The organism is Micromonospora sp. ATCC 39149, from assembly GCF_000158815.1.
Taxonomy (GTDB): Bacteria; Actinomycetota; Actinomycetes; order Mycobacteriales; family Micromonosporaceae; genus Micromonospora.
The window spans coordinates 3,001,431-3,018,254 of record NZ_GG657738.1; the positions used below are offsets into that span (position 1 = coordinate 3,001,431).

Consider the following 16,824-nt stretch of genomic DNA (forward strand, 5'->3'; position numbering starts at 1 on the left):
CATGGCGAGGGTCCGGGCCCGGATAGCGGCGTTCCTGCTCGCGCTCGGCGTACTCGCCGGCGCCACGGTCTCCTGGCCGGTGCTTGGCGGCGAGGCGGCGTACGCCGCGCCACCGGCAGCCCAGGCCCGGGCGGACCTGTGCAGCACGAAGGAGTGGCAGGCCGACTTCCGCGCCTGCGTCGCCAAGCTGGGCGCGGTCAGCGAGGACCAGGTGGAGTGCCGTAACGCCCCGGTCCCCACGGCACCCGACTCCGGGCTCGCCGGCTGGTTCGCCGCCCGTCCCGACTCCGCCAAGCTGCCCGGCCCCAAAGGCCTCTACAGCGACTACGGCTACTCCGGATACAGCTTCCCGACGTACGACCTGCCCGGCGGTTGCGCCTCCGCAGTGATCCATCCGGACTACAAGTTCACCACCACCGTGGCCAACGGCGAGTTCATGATCGCCACGGCGATCATCGGTGCCTCGAACGCGCTGCGGGAGCGGGCCTGGGACCCCCGGTCCATGTGGGCCTGGGCCGATCCGCTGGTCGAGCAGGCCACCACGGCCGTCTACCAGAAGGTGTTCAGCGTCTTCGGCATCATCACGCTCTGCGTGGTCGGCCTCTACCTGCTCTGGCGGTCCCGTCAGTCGGACATGAGCAACGCCATGACCACCGCGGGGTGGGCCCTGCTCGTGATGGTTGCGGTGACCGCCCTCGCCGCGTGGCCCGTGAAGTCCGCGAACATCGCCGACGGCACACTCGTCACCACCCTGGGCGTGGTCCACGACGCCGTCGGTCCCGCAACGCGGGACACCCCACCTGACCAGTGCGCCCTGCCCAATCCGGATGCTTGCGTCGACAAGCGCCCTCCCGCCGTCCGGGCCAGTGACACCGCGACCGAGTCGATGCTCTACCGCAACTGGTTGCGCGGCGTGCTCGGGTCGGCCGACAGCGAGACCGCCAAGAAGTACGGGCCGGCGCTCTACGACGCCAAGTCGCTGTCCTGGGAGGAGACGGAGAAGCTCCGGGCCAACCCGGCGACGCGGGACGCGACCATCGACGCCAAGCAGCAGCAGTGGGCCCGGGTCGCCGAACAGATCAAGAACGAGGACCGGGAGGCGTACGAGTACCTCCAGGGCATCCGGGACATGGACCGGGTCGGCTCCGGCTTCATCGCCGTGCTCGCCGCGCTGCTTTTCGCGATGTTCGACCTCACCGCCTCGCTGCTGGTCCTGCTGGGCTTCCTCATCTTCCGCTGGGCGGTGATCGCGGCACCGATCCTGGGCACGGTGGGGCTGATGCGCCCGGCCAGCGCCGGCCTCCGGAGGCTGGCCAACGCGGTCGTCGCCGCCGTGTTCAACATCGCCATCTTCGGCACGGGCGCCGCCATCTACCTCTTCGCAGTGGACCTGATCATGAGCACGCCAACCCTGCCGGGTTGGCTCCAGGTGGTGCTGGTCTGGCTTTGCGGGGTGGTCGGTTGGCTGCTGCTGCGCCCGTACCGGCGGATCACCCAACTCGGCGGCAAGGACAGCAGCGAGGCAGTCAGCTCGGCCGGTTCGTGGCACCGACGGTTCTTCCGGGACATGCGCACCGCGGCGCGGCTCGACGTGGCCGAGCCTGGTGGCACGAACGAGCCGACGCTGGCCCGACGGCGCGGAGCGACGGTCGAGCAGACCACGCTCAGGCCGGAGGCCCGGCACGAGGACCCGAGCCACTCCGCCGCCGGCACCGCCACCGCCGCCGCCGGCACCGAGCGGAAGCGGCCCGACGGACAGGAGCGCCCCGGCGAGGCCACCGTGCCTGAGCAGCGGAGCCCCGCGCGCTCCGCCGCAGCTCGGCCGCGCCGGCGTCAGCCCTCGACCTGGACGGAGCCGGACGTGCCGGCGGAGAACCCGTCCTTCGTAATCTACCGGCCGGGAACGACCGAGCCCACCACACCACGACCTGCCGCACCGCGGATCCGCACCGAAGCGCGGTGAGGGTGATGCGACGCGCGGCGGAGTTCCTCTTCACTCGGGTACTGCGGTCCCGGCTGGGCATCGCGCTGGTGATCGGGGTCCTGGTGTTCGGTGTGATCGGTGCGGCCCGGCTGGTGTCCGACGCGGGCGACCCCCTGACGGGGCTGAGCAACCGGCCCAGCCAACCGATCACCACCGTCGACCCGGCCGCCGGTGACGACGGCGTACTCGGTGGCACCGCACCCCCGACGCCGGTGACCCTCCCGGGCGCCCCGACCCCCGAACAGGTCGCGGACCGGTTCACCGCCGCCTGGCTCGGTGGGCGCGGCGACAGCGCGGACGAGTGGCACGACGCCCTGCGTCCGCTCTCCACGCCGGAACTCACCGAGAAGCTCTCGGGTGCCGATCCGGCGGGGGTTCCGGCGGAACGGACGACCGGCGAAGCAAGTCTCCGCCCCAGGACGGAGCGCTTCGTCGAGGTGCTGGTGCCGCTCGACACCGGGCGGCTGCGTCTGGAACTGGTGGCCCCCGACGGGCAGTGGCTGGTCGACGCCGTGGACTGGGAGCGGACATGAGCGATCACATGGGAGATGGCCGCAGCCCGCGGCGCAGGCTGCGGCTCGGCGCGCTGGCCGTCGCGCTGACCGCCACACTCGCACTGCTCTGCTGCACCGGCGGGACGGCCGCGTTCTTCCTCACCGAGTTGAGCGGCGACAGTGGCGAGCTCTCCCCGGAGGCCCAGTCCGCCTGCGGCCGGTCGCACCAGGTGAAGGTCTCTGGTCCCATGCCCCGCTTCGCCCAGTACGGCGAGAGCCAGATCCGCAACGCCGCCGTCATCATCAAGGTCGGCTCGGACATGAAGGTGCCACCCCGGGGCTGGGTCATCGCCGTCGCGACCGCTATGCAGGAGTCCGGACTGCGGAACCTCCCCCACCTGGGCAGCCGCAACGACCACGACTCGGTGGGCCTGTTCCAGCAGCGCCCCAGCCAGGGTTGGGGATCCCCGGAGCAGTTGCAGGACCCGTCCTACTCGTCCCGGAAGTTCTACGAGAAGCTGGTGAAGGTCCCGAACTGGGAGCAGCTTTCCCTGACCCGGGCCGCCCAGCGGGTGCAGGTGAGCGCCTTCCCCGACGCCTACGCGAAGCACGAGGAACTGGCCAGCAAGATCGTGGACGCGCTCGCCGGCGGTGCCGCCCGCACCGTTCAGGTGGCGCAACGCAGCATCTGCAACGCCGCAGCCCGTGGCCAGATCGCGGCCTCGGGTTGGACCGCACCGATCCCCGGGGGCGTCGGCTCCGGCTTCCGTACGGCGAGCCGGCCCAGCCACAACGGGGTGGACATCGCCGCGCCGAAGCGCACCCTGATCCGCGTCGCGGCAACCGGTCGGGTGTTGGTCGCCCGCTGCGACCCGGCCAACAACGGCCGGCTGAGCTGCGATGTCGACGGCTACCCGGGCAAGGGCGGGTGTGGCTGGTTCGTCGATGTCCTGCATGCCGGCGGTTACGTCACCCGGTACTGTCACATGATCGTCAAGCCTCGGGTGGCCCCAGGTCAGCTGGTCAAGGCCGGCGAAGTAATCGGCGAGGTCGGCAGCAGCGGGAACTCGTCCGGGCCGCACCTGCACTTCGAGGTGCACGTCGACGGGGACCGGTCCAGTCGCGGTGCCGTCGACCCGGTGCCGTTCATGCGGGACCGGGGAGCGCCACTCAACGGCAAGGCATAGGGCCCCGGCACGCATGACCGGGCCGCTTCCCGACCCCTTCGCCGACCAGCCTGACTGGGCACCCCTGCCGCCCAGGCCCATCGAGATCGTGCCCGCGACCGGTCGGGTCGAATTGCGGGGGCGGCGGGTCCTGGTCGGGCTACCCGGTCTCGGCTGGCGTGGCGATCTGCGCGCCGACGACAGAGTGGTGCAGAACAGCCGTACCTACGTACCGGTCATTCCGGAGCAGGAGTGGTACCGCGCAGAGTCCGAACAGGTCGAGGTCTTCGCCCCGCTTGTGCCGGTCGAACGAGTGTGGGTGGAAACCCTGGGGAATCGGCCAAGTGCCCGCGTCGTCGGTATCTCCAGCGTCAACCTGGTATCCCTGGACGCGCCGGTCCACCGCGCCCCGACTCCCGTCTTCGAGGCCGACGCCGTCACCGGACGGCGGGTCGTGCACGTGGCTGATTCCGGTGAGCAGCGGGAACTTCGCGCGGTGACCGAGACCTACTCAGGCACCGACGGGGACATCTGCGTCCGGGTCACGCCGGAGTTGGAGTGGTACCGCTGGGCCTGGCGGGGCCAGCCACCCACCACCCTGGAGGTCCCGGTCCATCTACTCTGGATCGAATGAGCGGCCTCAGGTCACGGACATGCCACCGCATACCCTCCACTCATCATTAGCTTGGGTGACATCGAACAGCCAAGGCTGACGGTCGCTCTGCGAGACCCCGTCAACGTATGCAGAGATGATCAGATCAACCTGAACCTTTGTTCTATCCCCCTGCTCCTGGAGGTCAAGCCTGCCCCAGCTCACCGAGAGCGTGGTGGAAAAGCGCCTCTCACGGGCAAGAAGGTCGTCGCGAAGCGTACGGAGCTCCTTCAGCTCGGCGGACGCGCCCGAGCAGGTGAACTGGTCAGCTTTGATGTCGTTGCGGTCGACGAGGAAGGCACGGAGATAGTTGTCGACCACCACGTCCGGGGCGCTGCGATCCGGTCTGGTGGCGCGGTCGTACAACACGAAGGCGGTGATGCCGCCACCGACGAGAAGCAGGCCGAGCACTCCGGCCACCACAGTGACGATGGTCCGCAGCCGCCCCGGCGGTCGGGCCGGTGCCGGCGCCCCCGAGGGGGGTGCCAACTGTTCCGGCGGGGTCCGCTGCGCCGGTACGCGGGAAACCTGGGAACCGGCGGGGGGCTGCACTGATTCCACCCCTTGAGGCTATCGGCTGGACGCCTCGTACCCAATGCCCAAGATGCAGCGGATCGTGACAGGACGACGCCCAGCGGTGAGAATCCGCCCTGGCCCGGACATCCCCGGCGCACCGCCGTGGCGCATCCCGGAGGACGGGCGGGACCTGGGATACCGTCACTGCTCGGGGAGGGGTTGCCAGCCTCGGGACGAGGGGGGTGGACGCGGTGTTCGGTCCGAGGACACGTACCAACCGCGCCGCTGCCCTGCACCGTAGGGCGGAGGCGACGGCCGCCGCGGCGGCCAGCATCCTGGACGAGATCCGGCCCGCACCTGCCGACCAGCGCCGGCAGTACGAGCTGGCGGATCGGCTGCGTTCGGCGGCGGCCGTGCTGGCACCGGGCTGGGCGGGGGCGCCACTGAATACGGTCACCGGGGCGACGCCCTCCGGCGAGGAGCCGCCGCCGTACGTCCGGGTCGGCACCGCAGCGCCACTGGAGGACGCGCGCTTCCCCGCCCTCGTGCCTCTGCTCGGCACCGGGCACCTGACGATCGACAACGACGCCCGGGATCCCCGGGTGGCCGGGCTGCTCCGGGCCGTGCTGCTGCGCCTGCTCGCCGCGACGCCCGCCGGTTGCCTGCTGGTCCGCGCCATCGACGGCACGGACGGCATCGGCGGCACGGGCATCAGCGCCACCGGCGGCGCCACCACCGAGGCAAGCGCAAGCACCGGCACAGCCACCGATACAGCCACAGCCACCGGCACCGGCACCGGCACCGGGCATCGTGCGACGCCGCGCGGCACGTTCGCAGCGTTCGCCGCGCTCGCGGACGCCGGCCTGCTGCCCCCGCCCGCCACAGACGTCGCCGGGCTGCGGGCCGTGCTCACCGAGGCAGAGCAGTGGGTGTCCCCGTCCAGCGGCCGGCCGCGCCGGCACGACCGCACGCTTCTGCTGGTCGTGGCGGCCCTGCCGGAGTCGACCGCTGCGGCCGACCTGGATCGGATCGAGGCGCTGGCCGAGCGCGGATCGGCCGCCGGCCTGCACCTGATCGTCGCCGGCTGGCCATCGGCCGGCCCGTACGCGACCCGTACGCCCCTGCCGCAGGCCACCCCGCTGGCCATGCGCAACGCGTACGCGCTGCTGGGCGACCCGCCCGGCACTTCCCTGGCGGGGCCGGGCGCGAAGCCGCCCGGCGGGCTGAACTCGCCGGTCTTCGTCGACGACGACCCGCCGTCGGGCCTGGTCGACGCCGTCTGCCGACGGCTGGCCGAGGAGATCGAGGCCGGCTCCCGGCTCAGTCTGGCCGACCTGTTACCCGACCCGACCGAGCCATTGTGGGCGGCGGGCTCGACGGAGGGCATCTCCACCACGGTCGGGGACGCCGGCGGCCGGCCGGTGACCGTGGGGTTCACCGAACTGACCCCGCACTGGCTGGTCAGCGGCCGGTCCGGGGCGGATCGTGCCGCCTTCCTCAGCAACGTGCTGCTCGGCCTCTCCGCCCGGTACGGCCCGGACGAGCTGGTCCTGCACCTCGCCGACCTGGGCGACGGCGAGTCGTTCCAGGAGTTCCTACAGACCGAACGGGACCGGTCCTGGGTGCCCCAGGTGCGCTCGGCGGGGATGGCCGCCGACCGGGAGTACGTGCTGAATCTCCTCGACGAGCTGGCGGCGGAGGCCTGCCGGCGGGACGAGGCCGGCCAGCGTGCCGGCGGGCAGCGATTCGCCGCCCTGCGGGAGCACCAGGCCCTGCCCCGGATCGTCTGCGTGATCGACAATGTTCCGCTCCTGTTGGCCGACCGGGACCGGCTGGCCGCCGACGCGGTCGCCCGACTGGACGCTCTGGCCCGATCGGGCCGGGCGTACGGGGTGCATCTGGTCCTGGCCGGCGATGGCGACCTCGGAATCACCGGCGGGCCGACGACCCGTGACTCGATGCTCGGGCAGTTTCCGGTGCGGGTGGCGCTGGCCGGCGGCGGCCCGGTGTTGGAGCCGACCAACGACGCCGCAGCCGGGCTGCCGGTGGGCAGCGCGGTGGTGAACACCGCAGGCGGCCTCGGCGGTCCCCGGGGTGCCACCCGGGGCCACGAGCGGATGGTCCGTTTCCCCGACCCGCACGAGGCCCCGGAGACCATCGGGCAGTTGCGCCGGCGGCTCTGGGCGGCCCGTCCGGAGCGTTCGGCTCCGCCGGTCGTCTTCGCCGGGTGGGCGCGCCCACTGCTACGCAACGATCCGAGCTACCGGGCCGCCTTCGCGGGGCGGGCGCGGGGACCGGTGGCCCTGCTCGGCCGGGCGGTGGACCTGTCCCGGTCGACGGTCACGGTGCCGCTCGGCCCGGCCGCCGGCCGCAACCTCGTCGTCCTCGGCCCGGGGATGGAGGCGGTCGCCCTGCTGGCCACGGCGGCGCGCAGCGTCGCGGCGCACCACCCGCCGGGTACGGGACGGTTCGTGGTGGCGACGCTCGCCGCCGAGGCGGCGCCGGTGGCCGACGCCCTCGCGGCGGACCTCGCCGGCCAGCACCGGGTGGACCGCGTCGGACTGCCGGGCCTGCTCGCCGCCGTGGACGCCGACGAGCCCGGCTACCTGGTGGTCTTCGGGCTGGATGGGCCCGCTTCGCACGAGCGGCCAGCGAACGGGCCCGCCCCGCACAAGTTCCCGCCGGATCGGCTGCGGGCCCTGCTGCGCGACGGCCCGCCGGCCGGCCGGCACCTGCTGGGCTGGTGGCGCACGGTGCCGGCGTTCACGGCGGTGGCCCGGCCGGAGGACGATCTCGACAAGCTGGCCGCCGTGGTCGCGGTGGACGTGCCGGCGGCCCAGCTAACGGCGCTGTTCGGGCACCCGGTGCAGTGGCGTCCCCGGCCGGGCCGGGCGATGCTCTGGGACGGTCCGGCCGAGCGGGGCGTCCCGCTGGTCCCGTTCGCCGGGCCGGACACGGAACCAGGCATCGAACCGGGCACCGATCCAGGCACCGACATTTCGGTGGGACCCGGCACCCCGACTGGGATCAGGGCCGCAGTGGGGATCGGGGCCGGGGACGCAGCCGCGACCAGGGCCGGGGAGGGCGGATGAGCGGGGAGCAGACCAGCGTCGTCGCCGCACCGGCTGTCGCCGGGCCGCTCCGGCAGCGGCCCGGCGTCGACCCGACGCCCGCCGCCGACGGCACGGCGACGTGGACGGAGTACGTCGCCGCCGCCTGGCAGCTCGACGGGGTACGCCGCAGCGCCGCGACCGCCGCGACGGAGCAGGCCCGCGCGGTCCAGGCCGCCCGGGAGGAGCTGACCGGGGTACGCGCGCGGCTGGGCGGCCCAGCGGTCCTGGGCTGCGCGAGTTGGGCGTACCCCCGATCGTGCTGGCGCCGTCGCCGCCGGAGCTGAGCGAGGCGGCCCGGGAGATGGTCTGCGGGCCCTCGGCGGTGCTGACGGCGCTGCGCGCGGCCCGGGGCTGGGCGGACGGGGCTGACGGCCTGCTGGCCGCGCGCGGCCGGCTCGCTCCGGCGGCCTGGCCGCCACGGCTGCGCAACCTGCTGGTGTACGGGCCGATCGCACTGGTCGTGCCGCTGCTCCAGGTGGTGCTGTACGTGACGACCGGCACCGGGCCGGCGAGCGTGTTCGCGCTGCTCTGCGGGCTCCCGATGCCGGCGGTTGCCTTCGTCGCCGGCTGGATCGGCGTCGGCCGGATCTTCGGCCGGCCACCGGAGCCGGCGCACGCAACGGCCTCGAACCCTGCTGCGGGCGACCCGGCCGTGGCGGCCGGCGGCGGCACCGGGGCGGTGCCTCCGGTCGGACCTGGCGGGATGCCGGCGTCCGGCGGCCGACTCGATCGGACGGCCCGGTGGGGCGCTCTGGTCTGTCTCGTTCCGGCGGTGCTGACCACCGCCGGGATCGTGCTGGCGATGCTGGCCGGTTGAGCCACGCCCCGACCGCGAACCCGGGCGGGCAGGTGGATCTGGGGCGGGAATGTCACCGTTGGGGCGACCGAACGGTCGCCCCAACGGTGCTGCCGGTCAGCGGGGGATGATCAGGGCCATCGCCTCGGCGCGGGACTTCGCGTCGTGCTGGAGCATGCCACGCACCGCCGAGGTGATCGTCTTCGCCCCGGACTTCTGGATGCCGCGCATGGCCATGCACATGTGCTCGCATTCGAGCACGACCACCACGCCACGCGGGGCGAGCTTGTCCATCAGCAGGTCGGCGATCTGCGAGGTGAGCCGCTCCTGCACCTGGGGACGGCGGGCGAAGACCTCGACGAGCCGGGCCAGCTTGGACAGGCCGGTGATCCGGCCGTCCGGCCCGGGGATGTAGCCGATGTGCGCGCTGCCCCGAAACGGGAGCAGGTGGTGCTCGCAGAGGCTCATCAGGTCGATGTCCCGAACGAGCACCAACTCCTCGTGGTTGGCCTCGAAGGTGGTGCTGAGCACCTGCGCCGGGTCGACCCGTAGGCCGGCGAAGAGTTCGGCGTACGCGCGGGCGACCCGGGCCGGGGTCTTCACGAGTCCGTCGCGGTCGGGGTCCTCCCCGACGGCGATCAGGATCTCGCGTACGGCCTTCTCGATGCGGGCCAGGTCGACTGCCTCCTCGACCGGGCGACCGGTCAACTTGCCGTTGACCAGCCGCGCGGCGAGGTAGTCCAGATTATCGATGTCGGGCTCGGTCGACGAGGCATCCCCGGGTGCCTCGGGACCGGCCGCTGGATCGGTGCTCAGTGCGTACCGTCCGAGTTGTTGCCGCCCGGCAGGCCGCCGCCGACGGATGCGCCGTCGGCCTGGGCCTGCGCCTTGAGCGCTTCCTTCTCGGTCGGCGTGAGGACCGGGGGCTCGGTGGAGGGTTGGCGCTTGCCGAAGCCGTTGTACGGGGCCATCGGCGGGCGCTTCACCACCCGGGCGCAGATCCGGGCCATGTCGGCGGTGGAGAGGGTCTCCTTCTCGATCAGCTCCAGGACGATGTTGTCCAGGACGTCCCGGTACTCCACCAGGATCTCCCAGGCCTCGTCGTGGGCCAGCTCGATCAGTGCCCGCATCTCGCTGTCGATCTCGGCGGCCACCGTGTCGGAGTAGTCCCGCTCGTGGCCCATGTTGCGGCCGAGGAACGGCTCGTCACCACTGGTGCCGTACTTGATCGCACCGAGCTTGGAACTCATGCCGTACTGGGTGATCATCGCGCGGGCCAACCCGGTGGCCTTCTCGATGTCGTTGCCGGCACCGGTGGTTGGCTCGTGGAAGACCAGTTCCTCGGCGGCCCGGCCGCCCAGCGCGTACGCCAGGGTGTCGACCATCTCGGCGCGGGTCTGGGTGTACTTGTCCTCCGTCGGCAGGACCAGGGTGTGGCCCAGCGAGCGGCCACGCGACAGGATCGTCACCTTGTGCACCGGTGCGGCGTGCGGCAGCGCCCAGGCGACCAGCGCATGCCCACCCTCGTGGTACGCGGTGATCTTCTTCTCCTGGTCGCTCATCACCCGGGTCCGACGCTGCGGCCCGGCGATCACCCGGTCGATCGACTCCTCCAGGGAGTCGTTGGTGATCGCCCGCTGGTCCTTGCGGGCGGTGAGCAGCGCGGCCTCGTTGATCACGTTGGCCAGGTCGGCACCGCTGAAGCCCGGGGTGCGCCGGGCCACCGAGTCGAGGTCGACGTCGGGGGTGAACGGCTTGCCCTTGGCGTGCACCCGCAGGATGGCCTTGCGGCCCTCCATGTCGGGGGCGTCCACCGGGATCTGCCGGTCGAAGCGGCCCGGGCGCAGCAGCGCCGGGTCGAGGATGTCGGGCCGGTTGGTGGCGGCGATCAGGATGACCCCGCCCTTGGTGTCGAAGCCGTCCATCTCGACGAGGAGCTGGTTGAGCGTCTGCTCGCGCTCGTCGTGGCCGCCGCCCATGCCGGCGCCCCGGTGGCGGCCGACGGCGTCGATCTCGTCGACGAAGACGATCGCCGGGGCATTCGACTTGGCCTGCTCGAACAGGTCGCGGACCCGGCTCGCGCCGACACCCACGAACATCTCGACGAAGTCGGAGCCGGAGATGGAGTAGAACGGCACCCCGGCCTCGCCGGCGACGGCGCGGGCGAGCAGCGTCTTGCCGGTACCGGGCGGGCCGAAGAGCAGCACGCCCTTCGGGATCTTGGCACCCAGGGCCTGATACTTCGCCGGGTTCTGCAGGAAATCCTTGATCTCGTGCAGCTCCTCGACGGCCTCCTCGGCGCCCGCGACGTCCGCGAAGGTCGTCTTCGGGGTGTCCTTGGTGATCATCTTCGCCTTGGACTTGCCGAAGTTGAGCACCCGGGAGCCGCCGCCCTGCATCTGCGACATGAAGAACAGCAGCAGGAGCACGAGCAGCGCGATGGGGAGCAGGTTGACCAGCAGGCTCACCCAGACGCTGTCGGACGACACCTTGGTGTCGGCCGGGCCGGTGATCCGGTTCGCCGCCTTGGCCGCGAGGACCTCGTTCCAGACCTCATCACCGACCTCGTACGGGAACTGGGCCTCGATCCGATCGGTCGTGGTGTCGCCGAACTTGGTCTTGCTCTGCAGATCCAGCTGGAGCGTCTGCTCCTTGTCCTGGAAGACCGCCTTCTTAATCTTGGCGGTGTGCAGTTGGTCGAGCGCAACGGAAGTGTCCACGCGGTGGTAGCTGGGACCAGCGGTGAACAGCTGACTGAGCACAACGGCGCCGAGGATGACCAGGATGATCCAGACCACCGGTCGGCGGAAGAAACGCGTACGTTCCATACTGTTGTCGAGCGCCGAGACGCCCGCATCCTCCTGATCGACGTCCTGACCGTCTGAATGGCTTGTCGCCGCCGCGGCGGCGGCCGGAGCCGCCGTGCGGGCCGGCCTCGACCCCGGGACGCGTCACTGCCGCGTCACGGTCACTCGACGGTACACCGTGTGCGCGACATGTGGCCTTGCGAGGCCAGCAGTTACGCGCAAGGCGAACCAGGTTTCCGCCGGCATGGCGCGAGCCCCGCACCCGGCCACCCGACCGCCCGGTCACGCGGGTCGAGGGGTCGGGCATGGAGGATGCCTCCACGCCACCGGCCTCTACCGTAGTCCGACTAGCTGAGAGTGCGCTGAACGTCCGCTTGACGGACACCGATGGAGCACCGGACCCGGGAGGCAAAGCCGTGGGTGCGGCCACCTTGCCCGTCAGGCGCGGGCGTAGACCTCGGGCTTGAGCACGCCGACGTAGGGCAGTTCGCGGTAGCGCTCGCCGAAGTCGAGGCCGTAGCCGACGACGAACTCGGTCGGGATGTCGAAACCGACATACTTCACCGGCACCGGGACCTTGACCGCCTCCGGCTTGCGGAACAGGGCGACGACCTCGACGCTGGCCGCCGACCGCGACTCCAGGTAACGCAGCAGCCAGGACAGCGTGAGGCCGGAGTCGACGATGTCCTCCACCACGACCACGTGCCGGCCGGCGATGTCCCGGTCCAGGTCCTTGAGGATCCGCACCACACCGGAGGAGGTGGTGCCCTGGCCATACGAGGAGATGGCCATGAAGTCCAGCTCGGCGGGGGGACCCTGCCGGCCGAGCGCCCGAGCGAAGTCGGCCATGAACATGACCGCGCCCTTGAGCACGCACACGAGCAACAGGCCGTTGTCGACGTGGGCGTAGTCCGCCGACACCTGCTTGGCCAACTCCGCGGTCTTCTCGCGGATCTGCGCCTCGGAAATGATCACGTGGTCGATGTCGGCGTCGTACCAGGAGCCGTCAGCCATGGCTCCTAGCCTGCCGTACGCGGGATGCTCCCCGTCGGCGGGGCCGCCCCTTTCGGCGCGGCCCCGCCCGGAATTTCTCTCGCACACTGGGATCAATCGGGTCAGCTGGTGCGGGATCTCCACCTGCGGCCGTTCTCGGTGGGCTTCCAGTCCGCCGAGTCCCGGGTGTCGGCGGTGACGCCGACCGCCGAGGCGACGGCCAGGGCGAGCAGGAAGATCAGGAACAACAGGGATTCCATGGCGGCGCTCGCTTTCGCGGTGATATGGGATGCTTTCGCCGCCGGTGCGCACCGGACTTGCCCCAAGTCTGCGCCGACCGCCGCCCGCCAGACAGTGGCAGGAACGCCACAGGGCCTCGATTTTCTGCCACCCGTGCGGTTACCCTCGTCACATGCTCCGTTCAGTCGCCGTCGTCATGACCGACCGGGTGGCCCCGTTCGAGCTGGGCGTGTTCGCCGAGGTGTTCGGCACCGACCGCACCGACGACGGGTTCCCCGGCTACCGGTTCCACGTCTGCACGTCCGACGGCGGGCCGGTGCGCACCTCCTCCGGCTTCCTCGTCACGCCGCACACCGACCTCGCGCCGGTCGAGGACGCCGACCTCGTGGCTGTCCCCGGGCACAGCGACGGAGCGGTCGTGCCGCCCGCGGTGCTGGCGGCGCTGCGCCGGGCCCACGCGCGCGGCGCATACGTGCTCAGCGTCTGTTCCGGGGCGTTCGTGCTCGGCGAGGCCGGGCTGCTCGACGACCGGGAGTGCACCACCCACTGGCGGTACGTCGACGAGTTGCAGCGCCGTCACCCCCGGGCCCGCGTCCGCTGCAACTCGCTCTACGTGGCCGACGGCCGCCTGCTCACCGGTGCCGGCACGGCCGCCGGCATCGACGCCTGCCTGCACCTGGTACGCGAGGAGCACGGCTCGGCCACCGCCACCCGGCTCGCCCGCCGCATGGTCGTCCCGCCGCACCGCGACGGCGGACAGTCGCAGTACATCGAGGCACCCATCGCGAAGGCGCCCGAGGCACCCACCCTGGAACCGGTCCTGGAGTGGCTGATGGGCCACCTGGACCGGCCCATCACCGTCGACGAGCTCGCCGTCCGGGCCGGGATGACGCCGCGCACCTTCGCCCGCCGGTTCCGCGCCGAGACCGGCACCACCCCGCACGACTGGCTGACCAACCAGCGGGTGCTGCTGGCCCGGCGGCTGCTGGAGGAGACCGGGCTGAGCGTGGAGAGCGTGGCCGCCCGGTCAGGATTCGGCGACGCCGCAGCGCTGCGGCACCACTTCGCCCGGCGGCTCGCCACCACCCCGCACGCCTACCGCACCACTTTCCGCGACCGCGCCACCATTCCCTGATCCACTCGGTGCCGGCGACCTGGGGGCCTCCGGACCCCGGCGACCCGGCATGCCGCCGACCTGGCGTCGATCACGGCTCACGAGGTGCGGCGGACCCGCCCGAAGCGGTCAGCCGGCCGGCGCGGCGGACCACCCGCAGGCCGCCGGGCAGGTGGACCTCGCCCTGGCCGTGCCAGTCGGTGACCAGGGTGTCGAGCGCCGCCACGTGACGATGGGACAGTGCGGCGGGCGGCGCGCCCAGCTCCCGGGCCCAGGCGTGCAGCACCCGCGTCCGCACGGCCGGGGCGAGCCCGGCCAGCGCCGTCACCGCCAGCCCGCCGTCCGGGGCCCGCACGCCGGCCAGCGCCGACCCACCCGCGCCGGCGGGCGCGGACACCGGGATGCCCCCGCTCGGCGCGTCACCAGGCTCCGCCGCCGGAGCGGACAGGGCGGCGGCGGAGAGGGCGTCGAGGGCGGCCGTGTCGGCGGCCACCAGGCGGGCGGTCCGGGCCAGGTTGTCCACCACCCCAGGGCCGAGGGCGCGGACCAGCGCGGGCAGGGCGTCAGCCCGGACCCGGGCCCGGGCGTACGACGCGTCGGCGTTGTGCGGGTCCTCCCACGGCGTGAGGCCGAGCGCGGCGCACGCCTTGCGGGTCTCCTCGCGGCTCACGTCGAGCAGGGGCCGCAGCAGCGGCACCCCGCACAGGTCCCGCCGGGGCGGCATCCCGGCCAGCCCGCGTGGGCCGGCACCCCGGGCCAGCGCGAGCAGCACCGTCTCGGCCTGGTCGTCGCGGGTGTGCCCGGTGAGCAGCGCCGCCGCACCGTGCCGCCGGGCCGCCTCGACCAGCGCCTGGTAGCGCGCCTCCCGGGCCGCCGCCTCGGGACCGCCGGGGCGGCCGGACACCTCGACGCGTACCGCCTCGGCCGGCGCGAACCCGGCCCCGGCGGCCCAGGCGGCGACGTCGGCGGCCCGTCGGTCGGAGCCGGCCTGGAGGGCGTGGTCGACGGTGACGAGGCCGACCGGGCGACCCAGCCGGGGCGCGACGAACGCGGCGGCGGCGGCCAGGGCCAGCGAGTCGGCCCCGCCCGAGCAGGCGACCAGCACCGGCCCGGCCCCGGCCAGCCCGGCCAGCGCGCGGCGGACCGCGAGCCGGACGGCGGCGACCGGCGGGGCGAGCACGGGCATCGGCGTACGGTCAGCCGGCCGTCGGGGTGGTGGCGGCCGGCCCGTGCACCCGGGCGACCCAGGCGTCGGGGTCGCCCAGCTCGTCGAGCCGGGGCAGGGTCAGCGGGGAGCTGAAGATCTTGTTGAAGCCGTCCATGCCAACGCGCTCGACGACGCCGTGGACGAACTTGCGGCCCTCGGCGTACTGGCGCATCTTGACCTCGACGCCGAGCAGCCGGCGGATCACCTTCTCCAGCGGGTTTCCCGTCTCCCGACGCCGGTTGAACGCGGCGCGGATCGACTCGACACTGGGGATGACCTGGGGGCCGACGCCGTCCATGACGAACTCGGCATGCCCCTCCAGCAGGGTCATCAGCGCGGTGAGCCGGTCGAGTACGGCCCGCTGGGCGGGGGTCTGCACGATGTCCAGCACGCTGGCCCGGCTCTCCGGGTCCTTCACCGCGTCGGAGAGGGTGGCCACCCCACGGCGCAGCCGCTCCAGCAGGTGCTCGCCGCCCTGCGAGGCGTCGACGAACGCCTGCACCTCGCCGAGGAAGTACGCCCGCATCCACGGCACGGCCGTGAACTGGGTACGGTGGGTGACCTCGTGCAGGCAGACCCAGAGCCGGAAGTCGCGCGGGTCGGCGCCCAGCTTCCGCTCCACCTCGACGATGTTCGGCGCGACGAGCAGCAGCTGGCCGGGGTCGCCGGAGAAGACCTCGTACTGGCCGAGGACCCGGCCGGAGAGGTACGCCAGCACGGTCCCCGCCTGCACCCCGGTTAGCCGGGAGCCGACCGCCTCGGTGATCGGGCCCGGCCGTTTGTCGCCGGAGAGCCGGCTGATCAGCGGGGTGATCACCTCCCGCAGCCCGGAGATGTTGGTGGCCGCCCAGTCCCGCCGGTCCACCACCCGCACGGGCGGGTGGACGACCTGGGACCGCAGCCCCGTGTAGTCGGCCACGTGCCCGGCCGCCTCGTCCGTCAGCCGCCGCAGCTCGGAGACCACCTCGGTGGCCTCGGCGTACGACACCCGGGGCCCCGACTTGCCCAACGCCCCCGCCGTCGCGGCGGCCAGATCCCAGTCCACGAACTGCGCCATGGACCCACCGTACCCGCGCCGGAACACCCCCACCTTTCACCGATCCAAGGACAGACCACCTCGAACCGGTCAGCGGCAGCCGCAGCGGGCCAGGGCGGACGTGACTCGGTCGAGGGCGCGGCGGGTGTCGTCGAGGCTGCCCGCCGGAGCCCGGTCGGCGAGCACGGCGAAGGTGAGCAGCCGCCCGTCGGCGGTGGTGACCAGCCCAGCGATGGCGTGCACACCGGTCAGCGTCCCGGTCTTGGCCCGGACCACGCCGGCCCCGGCCGTCGTACCGTCCGACCGGTACCGCCCGTCCAGGGTGCCCGACCAGCCGGCCACCGGAAGGCCGCCGAAGATGATGCCGAGCTCCGGGTGGGTGCCGTCACCGGCGAGGGCGATCAGGTCGGTCAGCAGGGACGGACTGATCCGGTTCCGCCGGGACAGCCCGCTGGCGTCGGAGAGGGTGATCTCGTCGGCGGGCAGGCCCAGCTCGCCGAGGACGATGTCCATCGCCGCCGCCCCGCCGGTGAAGGAGGCCGGCCGGTTCCGGGCCAGCGCCACCTGCCGGGCGAGCGCCTCGGCGATCACGTTGTCGCTGTCGGTGATCATCATGTCGACCAGCCGGATCATCGGCGGCGACTCGACCTTGCCCAGTTCGGTGCCGGGGGCCGGCGCCCCGCCGGTCGAGGCCCCGCCGCCGGTC

16 protein-coding genes are annotated in these 16,824 nt (G+C 72.8%); 8 read left to right on the forward strand and 8 right to left on the reverse strand.

Annotated features, from left to right (window positions below; all coding sequences use genetic code 11):
* Position 1: 1 nt before the first annotated feature.
* From MCAG_RS12675 to MCAG_RS12690, 4 genes are read left to right on the forward strand one after another with little or no spacing between them, the layout of a single operon-like run.
* Positions 2-1,963, forward strand: coding sequence for an MFS transporter (locus tag MCAG_RS12675; protein WP_007073372.1), 1,962 nt, complete (start codon positions 2-4; stop codon positions 1,961-1,963).
* Positions 1,960-2,517 (forward strand): hypothetical protein, encoded by a 558-nt coding sequence (locus MCAG_RS12680; protein ID WP_085986116.1) that lies wholly within the window; start codon positions 1,960-1,962, stop codon positions 2,515-2,517. The genes MCAG_RS12675 and MCAG_RS12680 overlap by 4 nt, the downstream gene beginning before the upstream one ends.
* A gap of 8 nt (positions 2,518-2,525) precedes the next feature.
* The gene (locus tag MCAG_RS12685; RefSeq protein ID WP_036373270.1) at positions 2,526-3,665 is read left to right on the forward strand and encodes a M23 family metallopeptidase; all 1,140 of its coding nucleotides are present in this window, start codon (positions 2,526-2,528) and stop codon (positions 3,663-3,665) included.
* A gap of 13 nt (positions 3,666-3,678) precedes the next feature.
* Complete coding sequence (locus MCAG_RS12690; RefSeq protein WP_007073375.1) at positions 3,679-4,278, forward strand: hypothetical protein; 600 nt, start codon at positions 3,679-3,681, stop codon at positions 4,276-4,278.
* A gap of 6 nt (positions 4,279-4,284) precedes the next feature.
* On the opposite strand, the gene MCAG_RS12695 is transcribed toward MCAG_RS12690, so the two are convergent.
* The gene (locus MCAG_RS12695) at positions 4,285-4,848 is read right to left on the reverse strand and encodes a hypothetical protein (protein WP_036373272.1); all 564 of its coding nucleotides are present in this window, start codon (positions 4,846-4,848) and stop codon (positions 4,285-4,287) included.
* A 206-nt stretch (positions 4,849-5,054) separates the two neighbouring features.
* Here MCAG_RS12695 and MCAG_RS12700 point away from each other — a divergent pair, with 206 nt between their 5' ends.
* From MCAG_RS12700 to MCAG_RS29655, 3 genes are read left to right on the forward strand one after another with little or no spacing between them, the layout of a single operon-like run.
* Positions 5,055-7,904: an FtsK/SpoIIIE domain-containing protein gene (locus MCAG_RS12700; RefSeq protein WP_083802256.1), complete on the forward strand. Its 2,850-nt coding sequence runs from the start codon at positions 5,055-5,057 to the stop codon at positions 7,902-7,904.
* Positions 7,901-8,209 carry a hypothetical protein gene (locus MCAG_RS31795; protein ID WP_050777943.1) on the forward strand — a complete coding sequence of 103 codons (309 nt, stop codon included), beginning with the start codon at positions 7,901-7,903 and terminating at the stop codon, positions 8,207-8,209. Before MCAG_RS12700 ends, MCAG_RS31795 begins: the two co-directional genes overlap by 4 nt.
* Positions 8,164-8,742: a hypothetical protein gene (locus MCAG_RS29655; RefSeq protein ID WP_157548016.1), complete on the forward strand. Its 579-nt coding sequence runs from the start codon at positions 8,164-8,166 to the stop codon at positions 8,740-8,742. Before MCAG_RS31795 ends, MCAG_RS29655 begins: the two co-directional genes overlap by 46 nt.
* A 96-nt stretch (positions 8,743-8,838) precedes the next feature.
* Here MCAG_RS29655 and folE read toward each other — a convergent pair whose 3' ends face one another.
* From folE to MCAG_RS33660, 4 genes are all read right to left on the reverse strand, one after another.
* Positions 8,839-9,537 (reverse strand): GTP cyclohydrolase I FolE, encoded by a 699-nt coding sequence (gene folE / locus MCAG_RS12710; RefSeq protein ID WP_198141737.1) that lies wholly within the window; start codon positions 9,535-9,537, stop codon positions 8,839-8,841.
* The gene (gene ftsH / locus MCAG_RS12715; RefSeq protein WP_007073380.1) at positions 9,534-11,549 is read right to left on the reverse strand and encodes an ATP-dependent zinc metalloprotease FtsH; all 2,016 of its coding nucleotides are present in this window, start codon (positions 11,547-11,549) and stop codon (positions 9,534-9,536) included. Before ftsH ends, folE begins: the two co-directional genes overlap by 4 nt.
* Before the next feature lie 417 nt (positions 11,550-11,966).
* Positions 11,967-12,542, reverse strand: a complete 576-nt coding sequence (gene hpt, locus MCAG_RS12720; protein ID WP_007073381.1) for a hypoxanthine phosphoribosyltransferase — start codon at positions 12,540-12,542, stop codon at positions 11,967-11,969.
* 101 nt (positions 12,543-12,643) lie between these two features.
* Positions 12,644-12,781 carry a hypothetical protein gene (locus MCAG_RS33660; protein WP_198141545.1) on the reverse strand — a complete coding sequence of 46 codons (138 nt, stop codon included), beginning with the start codon at positions 12,779-12,781 and terminating at the stop codon, positions 12,644-12,646.
* Between the two features lie 152 nt (positions 12,782-12,933).
* On the opposite strand from MCAG_RS33660, the gene MCAG_RS12725 reads away from it, so the two are divergent.
* Entirely contained in the window at positions 12,934-13,896 is a 963-nt protein-coding gene (locus MCAG_RS12725; protein ID WP_007073383.1) for a GlxA family transcriptional regulator, read from the forward strand.
* A 70-nt stretch (positions 13,897-13,966) separates the two neighbouring features.
* On the opposite strand, the gene tilS is transcribed toward MCAG_RS12725, so the two are convergent.
* The 3 genes from tilS to dacB form a co-directional block, all read right to left on the reverse strand.
* Positions 13,967-15,061: a tRNA lysidine(34) synthetase TilS gene (gene tilS / locus MCAG_RS12730; RefSeq protein ID WP_036373275.1), complete on the reverse strand. Its 1,095-nt coding sequence runs from the start codon at positions 15,059-15,061 to the stop codon at positions 13,967-13,969.
* 10 nt (positions 15,062-15,071) lie between these two features.
* Positions 15,072-16,139, reverse strand: a complete 1,068-nt coding sequence (locus MCAG_RS12735; protein WP_036377004.1) for a zinc-dependent metalloprotease — start codon at positions 16,137-16,139, stop codon at positions 15,072-15,074.
* Positions 16,140-16,208: 69 nt separating this feature from the next.
* The coding region (dacB, locus tag MCAG_RS12740) for a D-alanyl-D-alanine carboxypeptidase/D-alanyl-D-alanine-endopeptidase (RefSeq protein ID WP_007073386.1) at positions 16,209-16,824 on the reverse strand (616 nt) is incomplete at its 5' end.